This window comes from uncultured Dubosiella sp., assembly GCF_964018005.1.
Lineage (GTDB): Bacteria > Bacillota_I > Bacilli_A > Erysipelotrichales > Erysipelotrichaceae > Dubosiella > Dubosiella muris.
Genome location: NZ_CAXHOA010000021.1, coordinates 23,901 through 34,614 on the forward strand (window position 1 = coordinate 23,901; position 10,714 = coordinate 34,614).

The 10,714-nt window shown below is 45.5% G+C and carries 7 protein-coding genes and 1 tRNA gene; 4 read left to right on the forward strand and 4 right to left on the reverse strand.

Features of this window, described 5'->3' with window-relative positions; all coding sequences use genetic code 11:
- Positions 1-83 precede the first annotated feature (83 nt).
- The 3 genes from ABNS49_RS12010 (at position 84) to ABNS49_RS12020 (ending at position 4,966) form a co-directional block, all read left to right on the forward strand.
- Positions 84-392 (forward strand): ATP-binding protein, encoded by a 309-nt coding sequence (locus tag ABNS49_RS12010; RefSeq protein ID WP_348688212.1) that lies wholly within the window; start codon positions 84-86, stop codon positions 390-392.
- Between the two features lie 1,757 nt (positions 393-2,149).
- Complete coding sequence (gene lepA, locus ABNS49_RS12015; RefSeq protein WP_348688213.1) at positions 2,150-3,958, forward strand: translation elongation factor 4; 1,809 nt, start codon at positions 2,150-2,152, stop codon at positions 3,956-3,958.
- A 45-nt stretch (positions 3,959-4,003) separates the two neighbouring features.
- A complete protein-coding gene (locus tag ABNS49_RS12020) occupies positions 4,004-4,966 on the forward strand; it encodes a hypothetical protein (RefSeq protein ID WP_348688214.1) in 963 nt (320 codons plus the stop codon).
- Between the two features lie 51 nt (positions 4,967-5,017).
- Here the strand turns inward: ABNS49_RS12020 and ABNS49_RS12025 are convergent, their stop codons facing one another.
- Together ABNS49_RS12025 and ABNS49_RS12030 are read right to left on the reverse strand one after the other, a co-directional pair.
- Entirely contained in the window at positions 5,018-5,395 is a 378-nt protein-coding gene (locus ABNS49_RS12025) for a metal-dependent transcriptional regulator (RefSeq protein ID WP_348688215.1), read from the reverse strand.
- Positions 5,396-5,440: 45 nt separating this feature from the next.
- Complete coding sequence (locus ABNS49_RS12030; protein ID WP_348688216.1) at positions 5,441-6,415, reverse strand: CAP domain-containing protein; 975 nt, start codon at positions 6,413-6,415, stop codon at positions 5,441-5,443.
- A gap of 422 nt (positions 6,416-6,837) precedes the next feature.
- Between ABNS49_RS12030 and fba the strand changes: the two genes are divergently transcribed.
- A complete protein-coding gene (fba, locus tag ABNS49_RS12035) occupies positions 6,838-7,707 on the forward strand; it encodes a class II fructose-1,6-bisphosphate aldolase (RefSeq protein WP_348688217.1) in 870 nt (289 codons plus the stop codon).
- A 217-nt stretch (positions 7,708-7,924) separates the two neighbouring features.
- Here the strand turns inward: fba and ABNS49_RS12040 are convergent, their stop codons facing one another.
- Positions 7,925-10,306: an S-layer homology domain-containing protein gene (locus ABNS49_RS12040; RefSeq protein WP_348688218.1), complete on the reverse strand. Its 2,382-nt coding sequence runs from the start codon at positions 10,304-10,306 to the stop codon at positions 7,925-7,927.
- 331 nt (positions 10,307-10,637) lie between these two features.
- Positions 10,638-10,714 (reverse strand) — tRNA-Pro (locus ABNS49_RS12045).

Consider the following 10,714-nt stretch of genomic DNA (forward strand, 5'->3'; position numbering starts at 1 on the left):
TTTGATTTCCGCCAATGATTGTTCCGGGTGGTTTGATTCTTGCTTTATTGGGCAGTAATTTGTGGGATTGCTATAAAATGGATATGGTTTCGTTTAGAGAAGAAATATTACGGTTAATAGCATTAAGGCAAGAGGGTGAGTATTGGGATTTCAAAAAAGAGTGGCATAGAAGCAAACCCGATCTGTTACACGATATTATATGTATGGCAAATAATCTCTCAAGTCATGACGGGCTTATTATCATCGGTGTTGATGAAGAAACAGATTATTATATTTGTGATGTTGCAAACGACCAAAACAGAAAAAAGACACAAGATATTGTTGCGTTTTTGCGTGAGAAAAAGTTTGCTGGTGGTATTCGTCCAACTGTATATGTGCAACAAGCTTTTTAATGTTATCGTCATTATGAATAACATCAAATGGCTAAGCCACGTTTTTTCCCAAAGGACGAAGCATAGTAACTGTACTTTTGCCTTTGGAAACGTCGATGCCTACAGCGTTCATAAACATTTCTGCTTACGATAAATTGGCGTAATCGGATAAGCCACGCTTTTCTAATTACATATTTTATAGGCTTGATGATTCGAACGCGTACATAGGCGGCTCAATCTGCAAAAACGAACGCTATAATGAAAGCATGGGTGACTGTCTATTCTACGAGCGTGGTGTACCAATGAGGATTTTGTCAGTTCAATCACTGCGTTCATTATAACTTAAGTACGAGTGCGTGTAAACCATGGCTGGCTTGTCATGGTTTTACCGACTAAGTTTATTGACATTGTTAATGTGCTTTATGAAATGGTTCATAATTTTGCAGTTGAGGTAGAAATATTAAGTGAGGATGAATTACCGAAATTTAATTTCAATTTTGAGTGAATAAATAGGAAATTCTAAATAATTTGAATATACTAAGAAATTACTATATACCTTTAAAAAACAAAATAATTTTTTGATATAGGTAGGCAATAATTTTGAAAAGCAAAAGTAAACCCATTCCAATTCCTTACAGCGTGATTGCGGAGAGTTAAAAATCAAATTCAACATTTGCACAATTTGCACAATTTGCACAGGCGAGAAAACTATTGGTTTTTACAGCGCTGCGGATAAGAAGCTGCATTATACAAAGTTTGTTCGCAGCAATTCTGATATTGAGGCTCTTTACAGAAGATATGGCATTGAAATTGAACGGTAAATTATATAACAGAATAAATTTGACAATTTAATTTTAATTTGATATAATAAATGCATATTGATTTTAAAGAAGGCTGCGAAATGCTTACAGATACTCTTTTGATATAATATCACAAGGCGGAGCGTTACGGTTGAATTTAAAAAATGTATAAATGAAATAAAGTCTGAGATGTATCCTGCAATTTGCTTGAGGTGTATGACAGTCTTACGGCGTTTGTATGCAAGCATACCGATGATAGGTTTTATCTTGACGGAAATCAATGTGTAAGTGTCCGTTCTATAATTGCAAGGGAAATTGTCAGTAACATTCTTATGTATAGGGAATATGCGAGTCCGTTCCCCGCAAAGCTTGTTATTAAAAAGGATAAATGTTTACCAAAAATGCAAATAAGGTTTATCGGTATGGGCAAATCAGCGCGGAAAATTTTACGCCGTACCCCCAAAATCCGATAATTGCAAATTTTTTCAATATAGGCAGGGCGGACTAGCTTGGTTCCGGTGCGTGAAATCTTTACAAATACACAAAAATCTATGCAGACGGCGAGCCGCTTTTGCTTGAGGACGATGTTTTCAGAATGGAAGTACCGATATATGAGAAGCCGATAAAATTCGTTTGACGGATAATGAAAAAAAGGTGCTTGAATATTTGAAAGAGCACGACAGTATTTTCGACTCGGAGTCGAGAGATATTTAAACCCTGCTGAAAGTACGGTCAAAAGAATGCTTTCTGATATTGTATTCAATTTCCCTGTGCCTGTTGAGGACTATGAAGTGAACAAACTTTCCTTGGAAATTGAAACAACAGTCGAGGGTCGTCCTGCTTACAAAAAATAAACATAATGTAAGGTCATAAATGTTCAGAGCGGATTCACCGCCGCGTGATATGTATATGTCGTATTCACAAAAAGGCGTAGCTTTTCCCCGCTTTTAATTACCCTATTTTTAAGGAAGTGTTGATTTGTCTTATAGTAAAGAAAATATACGCAATTTCTGCATTATCGCCCATATCGACCACGGAAAATCCACTCTTGCAGACCGCATTTTGGAGCTTACCTCCACCGTTGCAAAGCGTGACATGGAGGAGCAGCTCCTTGACAATATGGACATCGAGCGGGAGCGGGGCATTACCATAAAAGCCCGTGCGGTACGTCTTAACTATACCGCAAAGGACGGTCAGACCTACGTTTTCAATCTTATTGACACCCCCGGTCACGTTGACTTCAACTATGAGGTGTCCCGTTCCCTTGTAGCGTGCGAGGGAGCCGTACTTGTTGTGGACGCGTCCCAGGGTATCGAAGCTCAGACTCTTGCCAATACTTATCTCGCCATTGAAAACGATCTTGAAGTAATGCCCGTGGTAAACAAGATAGACCTGCCCTCCGCAGACCCCGAACGTGTCTGCAATGAAGTGGAGAACATTATAGGCATACCTGCTGTGGACGCTCCCAGAATTTCCGCAAAAATGGGCACTAACATTGAGGAAGTACTGGAAAGGATAGTTACTGATATACCCTGCCCTAAGGGGGACAGCGAAAGTCCTCTCAAGGCCTTGATATTCGACTGTTTTTACGACAGCTACAAGGGCGTAATTATCTACGTCCGCGTTATTGACGGTGAAGTAAAGATAGGTCAGGCCATACGTCTTATGGCGACCGGAGCGGAGTTTACCGTAGTTGAAGCGGGTTACATGGGCGCTACTGAGCTTGTGAATGCGGGAGGACTCCGCGCAGGCGAGGTAGGCTATATCACCGCGTCCATAAAATCCATAAGCGACACAAAGGTTGGCGACACCGTTACCGACGCGGACAGTCCCTGCGCTGAGGCGCTTCCCGGCTATCGCGAAGTAAATCCAATGGTGTTCAGCGGCGTTTACCCTGCCGACGGAGCCCGCTACGGCGATCTGCGGGACGCTCTGGACAAGCTTCGCCTCAACGACGCATCCCTGTCCTTTGAGCCTGAGACTTCCGTTGCTCTGGGCTTCGGATTCCGCTGCGGCTTTCTGGGTCTGCTCCATATGGAGATAATTCAGGAACGTTTGGAGCGTGAATACAACCTTGACCTTATAACCACCGCCCCCTCGGTAATCTATAAGGTAAACCTCACCAGCGGAGAAACGGTTTATATCGACAACCCCACAAACTATCCCGAACCGTCTGTTATCGCCTCCGCAGAGGAGCCTATGGTAAAGGCTTCGGTGTTCTCCCCAAGCGAATACGTGGGCAACATCATGGAGCTTTGTCAGGGCAGACGGGGCGTTTTCAAGGACATGAAGTACCTTGACGAGACCCGCGTGGAGCTTCACTATGAACTGCCTCTGAACGAGATAGTATACGACTTCTTTGACGCTCTGAAATCCCGCACAAAAGGGTATGCTTCATTCGATTATGAAATGCTGGGGTACGTTCCCTCAAAGCTTGTTAAGCTTGACATTATGCTCAACGGCGAGGTGGTGGACGCGCTGTCCTTTATAGTACACGCGGACAACGCCTACGGCAGGGCGAGAAAAATTGCCGAAAAACTTAAAGACAACATTCCCAGACAGCTTTTTGAAGTACCGATACAGGCTGCTATCGGAGGAAAGATAATCGCCCGCGAGACCGTCAAGGCAATGCGCAAGGACGTGCTTGCAAAGTGCTACGGCGGCGACATCACACGAAAGAAAAAGCTTCTCGAAAAGCAAAAAGAGGGCAAGAAGCGTATGCGCCAGTTAGGTACCGTGGAGGTGCCCCAGGAGGCGTTTATGGCTGTTCTTAAATTAGACGATTGATTTGTAGGGGACGGGGCTCCCGTCCCGCCAGAAAGGAAGTAAACTATGAAAGCAAAAGCGTTTTTAACGGCGGCGATAGTATCCGCTGCGTGCCTGTTCTCCTCCTGCGGTGATAACCTTATCCCTGCGGAAAATAATTTCTCCCAAATGCTTTCCGCAGACAGCGGCAAGCCCGTCTTTGTGAGCGTAAACCTTTTGGAAAAGGACAACGAAGCGGCAGTTGTTAAACTTGGTACCGAGCTCACCTCATACTCCGACGAACTTGTTTCCGCGCTTACATCGGCTAAGCTTTCGGAAAATCCTGATTCTAATGATCTTCCCGGCAATGACACCATACTGCTGCAAATAGAAATACTTCGGAACGATTCTGAGGTGCAGAAGGGTATGGACAACTGTTTTATGGAATTTTTCAAAGACGGTACACTCCGCGTTTTCGGTACGGAACAGTTCTGCGGCGCGGAGAAAAGCTATGCGCTGTCCTCCAAGGATCTGGACAAAATAAAAAAGGCCGCCGAACAAATTGTTGAAAAACGTACAAACTGTCCGCCGCCTATGAGGATAACAGACCCGCTTTCGTCCTATGCTTATTCGGGAGCAATGGTTGCTCCGGCGGGTATAACGTGGGACTGCGCCGATTCCGGCGGACAAGGTAAAAGCTTTGTCGCTGACGCGCTTCATCCCCTTGACGCACAGGCTTCAAACGTTAAAGTTAATTTATACTCAGGTTCTGTTATGCTGGGATTTCCCTACGGCTTTGAACCGGACAATATCAAGATAACGGGCTGGGATATTTCCCAAAAGGGAGATACTTCTCCGGAAACACTTAGTAACCCGAAGTCGGAATATGAAAACAATATTTCCTCGGCAGGAGACTTTACGGAAATGTTTCAGCTTGAACGCAGTACTGTTTACCAAGTAACTGTATTTTACGACAGCGCAAAACGCGGCGAGCGCGGCTTTTCGGGAAGCGCGGACTACTATTTTGAGACAGGAGAAATAAATCAGTAAAAATTTACCCGTGCCGAAGCGGTCGCAGAACCGTTACGGCATGGGTTGTTTTTATTGATCTTCAATTTTTTCAATAAAGCTTTTCAGCTTTGTGTATGTCTCCTCGCTGAGTATATGCTCAATGCGGCAGGCGTCCTCCTCGGCGTTTTTCTTCGAGACCCCCAGCGTTTCCGTCAGAAATTTCCGCAGCACCAGATGTCTGCCGTAAACAGATTCCGCTTTTGCCTTTCCCGATTCGGTAAGTATTATCCGTCCGCCACTTTCGACCTCGATATAGCCGTAGGATTTAAGTATCCCCATGGCGCGGCTTATGCTTGGCTTGGAGTATCCAAGTTCGGTGGCAACGTCTATGGAACGCACATAGCCGGTTCTTTTTTGCAGTATCAGTATGGTTTCAAGGTAATCCTCTCCCGATTCGCGTATCGCCACAAGAATCCCTCCCGTTTATTTTTGGCGTCTTGCAAAGTCTGCCGATCAATAATCGCTCGTAAACATCTGAACCCAGTAGATATGTCCGTCGCTTGCCTTATATACCCCAACTCCTATCCTGGTGTAATTGTCGTTAAGGATATTTCTGCGGTGACCGTCGGAGTCCATCCATGTGTCCATAACAGCCTTTGCCGACGTATGACCCGCCGCAATATTTTCACCCGCGTAAACGTTGACAATGCCGTTTTCCTGGAGCAGTGAGGAGCATTTCGTTCCGTCGGGTCTTGTGTGTGAAAATTTTACTGATATTTCCCTGGCTCTTTGCGCGGCAATATCGTTGAGTGTATCATCGCTTTTGAGAGCGGATTTCCTCTGCGCCGAACGTTCGGCATTTACGATATCAATGACCTCTTCGGCGGCTGATTTCTTTTCCTCCGCGGTACCGCCCACCTTTACCTCTATTGTTTCCGCAGTAAGATTGGTAAATTTTTTCGCATATATTTTGATTTTAGCAGTACCGTTTTTCTTTGCCTTTATCGTAAGGATTATCTTGTCGCCGTCCCATTTCCCCCATGACAAAGAGCATACGTCCTTGTCTGAATTTTTAACGGCAATATCCTTTGAACCCTTTACGGTGACCGTGACTTTCCGGGACTGCCCCTTTTCAAGGCTGACAGTATCTTTTCCTGCGGATATAAAGGATTTTTTCACAATTATCCTGCATTTCAGGTCTATTCCCTTTGCCTTTGCATGAACATAGGTAGAACCAGAGCTTTTGCCGACAATTTTTGCGGATTTTCCGTCCGAGGACTTTATTTCCGCCACGGAGGGATTTACCACCGACCATGTCAGAGCCTTGTTCGTACCCGAAGCTTTGAGCGTTACAGAATAGTCAATAGGAAGATTTACCTTTGACTTGTTCAGCTTTGGAGACGCCGCCGAAGCGGTAACAGTGCAGAGCGCAGCCGTCATCAAGGCAGCGGTGACAGTACAAATAAGCCTGCGTAAAAACGATCTCATGGAATTACCTCCGAAAATTAAAATATAATAATGTTAATTTTGTTTAATTGTTTATTATCTGTTAAAATAATTATAACTCAAAAACATTTTTCTGTCAATGGCAGAGCGGCAAAATACAGGAAGATCAATTTTGCTGATAATATAAATTTATGTTTTTATGTTTTGCGCACCAACTTTGTTGACACGTCGGGATTTCAGCAGGTCAAGCTGAGCTCAGCTCGGCCGGTTGAAGTCCTGGCGGAACAATATCATTAGTGTGTTTTAGTGCGCTTAAAAAATTTTTGCCGCACTAAGCTTAATTCCCGTGAGAAATTTATAAAAGCACTTGCATTTTTTATAAAAATACTGTATAATAAATTTATATATTATCGGGAAAATTTCCCCGGTATGGAAAGATTTCCCGCGAAAGGAATGTTTACAGTATGTCAAGACTCGTTTCCGCAAAGGATATGCTGAACAAAGCCCGCGACGGCAAGTACGCCGTAGGTCAGTTCAACATCAACAATCTGGAATGGACAAAGGCTATTCTTCTTACCGCCGAAGAACTTAAATCTCCCGTTATTCTCGGCGTTTCCGAGGGCGCAGGCAAGTATATGTGCGGCTACAAGACCGTTGTGGGCATGGTTGAAGGTATGCTTGAGGAACTCAATATCACAGTTCCCGTTGCTCTCCACCTCGATCACGGTACTTTTGAGGGAGCAAAGGCTTGCATCAACGCAGGCTTCTCCTCTATTATGTTTGACGGCTCTCACTATCCGATTGAGGAAAATATTGCCAAGACCACGGCGCTGGTAAATACCTGCGATGTTCTGGGTATCTCCCTTGAAGCCGAGGTAGGCTCTATCGGCGGCGAAGAGGACGGTGTTATCGGCGCAGGCGAGTGCGCAGACCCCAACGAGTGCAAGCAGATCGCAGACCTTGGAGTTACAATGCTTGCTGCCGGTATCGGAAATATTCACGGCAAGTATCCCGAAAACTGGGCGGGTCTTTCCTTTGACACCCTTGCTGCCGTTAAGGAAAAAGTCGGCGATATGCCTCTGGTGCTCCACGGCGGAACAGGTATTCCCGAGGATATGATAAAGAAAGCTATTTCTCTCGGCGTTGCAAAGATCAACGTTAACACCGAGTGCCAGCTTGCTTTCCAGGCTGCCACAAGAAAGTACGTTGAGGAGGGCAAGGATCAGCAGGGCAAGGGCTTCGATCCCAGAAAGCTTCTCGCTCCAGGCTTTGACGCTATCAAGGCTACCGTTAAGGAGAAAATGGAGCTGTTCGGTTCTGTAGGCAAAGCATAAGCTGAAATACTCTGCTAAACTATAAAACTATAAAGGAGCACTGCGTTTTGCGGCGCTCCTTTTTTATAATATCCGAATACGGAAACAGCCCTTTGCACTCCCATATCCTCAGGCATAAGACGTTATGCCGAAACTAAAAAGCAGACAGTTCCTTAACAACCGCTGATATACGGTTACCGCAGGACTGTCTGCTTTTTGAAAAGTGAATTGTGAAAAATTATTTTGAAAGAAGCTTAAGATAATCGTAAACAAGCTGTACGGCTTCGGCGCGGGTAATGACCTTGTCGCCGTGGAACTGTCCGTCGTCGGTCTTGCCGAAGAAGCCCTTTGCGTAGGCTATGGCAATGTGCCCCGCGTTTTCGTCGCTGCTCTTTATGTCGCTGTAGAACGATTTGAAAATGCCTTTGATACCCGCGATATTGTTATGGTCGTACATCTGCGCAAACATTACCGCAGCCTCGCGGCGGGTGGTCTCGGCTTTGTCTTTTTTAGCCGCTTCCGCCTTGGCTTTTGCTTCGGGGGAACCGTCGTCTGCGTAATTTTCTTCGTTGATCGCGACAGCCTCGTTGAACAGTTCTGCCAGCAGATTTGAAAATTCCTCCTCGGAAATGGGCGTATTGGGCAGGAACTTTTTGCCGTCCGTCCTGAGAGTAACGCCGTACTTCTGCATTTCAAGAATAGCGTCCCGCTGAGGGATATCCTTTATGTCGCTGTATTTGGCATCGATGTGGTAGCTCATGGAGCTTGTATCGCGGGGACTTCCGTCCCAGTTGCATATTTTGCCTGTCTTGGCGTTAAGGGTAAAGCTGCCCATATCGTACAGCAGATATGTTTTGAACTCGCCGTCCTTGGTTATCCAGCAGTCGTAATACTTAGAGAAATCCATTTGCTTGAAAAGCTTGTCAAAGGCTTCGTCGGTGCTGATGATATCCGCCTTGGGGAACGTTATGTTTTCGGTATGGTCAACGCTGTAACGCGTAACAGTGCCGTTTGAATCAACGGTCACGCGTATAGTGTCGTTTGTAACCTGAATGCCGTTTGCGAAACGGTTGAAAATAAATCCTCTTTCGTTCTCGAATTTTTTTACAATGTTCTTTTTGTTTTTCTCGGCGTCCCAGATCTCAGCATTGCCTATTTCTTTTAAAGGCTCTGTGTTGGACTTGTCGGCTCTGTACTGAGAAATAATATCCTTTGCGTAGGTCTTGGCGACCTCCTCGGCAACGGCGTTCGCCTTTTTAACGTCAAGGGCGGGAAGCTCCTCAACAGCGCGGTTTTTAAACTGATCGCCGTATTTATTAAGGCTCAGGATCTTTCCGCTCTCCGCGTCAACGTTAACGTTTATATATCTGTAGTATTCATTTGCGGCGGGCTTGTCGGTCTCAAGCTCGTAGCTGACGTACATTGTAAAGCTTTCCTTGCCCTTTTCGTCTTTTCGGGAGGACACATTGTAGTTTTTCAGCTTGTAGTTATCGGTAAGGGCTACGAACTTATCCTTTTTCAGCAGTGCGGTCACATCGCCTGATTTCAGGAGCTTTGCGTTTTGGTCAAGCTTTTTCAGCTCCTCCTCGCTGAAAGACACATCATTGTCAAGAGCTTCTTCCACTCCCGCGTCATCCACAACGTCGTCCTGGTTCATTGTTCCCGCGGCTGGATTTGCATACATAACGTCTCCGTAGTAACGGCTTCCGCCCGCCTTTTTCATGTCCTCCCAAATCGTGGAAGCCTTGCCCGTATAGGCGTCTATCTCGTCGGTAAAATCGGGAGAATATACTATCCTTACCGTAGGCTTGGATTTTTTGGACTCCTCGTCCCATTTGTAGGAAATACGATAGTAGGGCGTAAGTGTGCAGAGGGACTTAAAGGCTTCCTGTATCTCCGCTTCGGTCTTTGCTGTTTTGGGGTCGGAGAATTTCGCGCCGTCCCACCATTCCAGGTTCATGTTGACAAGCTCGCCCGTATTCTGATTTATGCGGATACTTCCGCCGTTGTTGGAGACGTCAATGCCGTTTACATTTCGGGAGATTGCAATACGCGCTTTCGATGATGTGAGACTGAGATTTCGAAGTTCAAAGTTGCATTCGCTGTAAATGTCGGGATTAAGCTTTTTAAAGCTTTCCTTTGCCTTGGCGAGCACCTCCTGCTGTGTCAGCTTTGCAAGCTTAGGGTCGCGGCTTTGGAAGCTTTGGAAGCCGTCGTCATCGCCGAAGCCTTGCCGCGAGTATTCCGTGATAACGCCGCCGATTATGGATACGTTTATGCTTTTGTACTCCTTTGCGCCGTTGGGAGTAGTCCAATTAAAGTTGTAGCCTGTTTGGCCGTACACCTTGCTTTCGGCGTAGGTAAATTCCGTCAGCTCCTCCGGAATGTCAATACGTTTTTTTACGGTAGTCAAAGCCGCTTTCATAGACGCGTCCTCCTTTTTGCCCGTTGGAGATGATGAAGCCGAAGCCGCGGAAGCTGCGGAAGCTGCTGAGTCCGCATCCGACGATTCGGTAGATACAGATAACGCCATTGGCGCGCACGTCGTAACTGCAAGCATTGCCGCCATGACCGCAGCAGCAGTCCTTATTGTTTTTGCATTTGCATTTGATCGTTTCATTTTATCATATCCTTTCAGGACCGCGGCAATATCTCCGCGGTGAATATTCTGCAGAGAATACAATTCAGACGGGCGGTTTTTTTCATTATACCATATCTTTGTTGAAATTCACAACAAATTTTTTGAAATTTGTGCATTTGTACAAATTCAAAGAAAATTTTCATTATTTGTTGACAAGCTGTGTACAGCAGAATAAAAAATTACGGAGAACGCTCCATTGCGGAACGTTCCCCGTTTTAGTTTCTGTTTGTGAAAAATTTTTAGGGAAAGCAATAAATAAAAATCCCCGCAAATGTTTGCGGAGATTTTTCTGCCCGCGGGGACTCCCCGCTGGTCGGGGCGACAGGACTTGAACCTGCGGCATCTTGGTCCCAAACCAAGCACTCTACCAAACTGAGTTACGCCCCG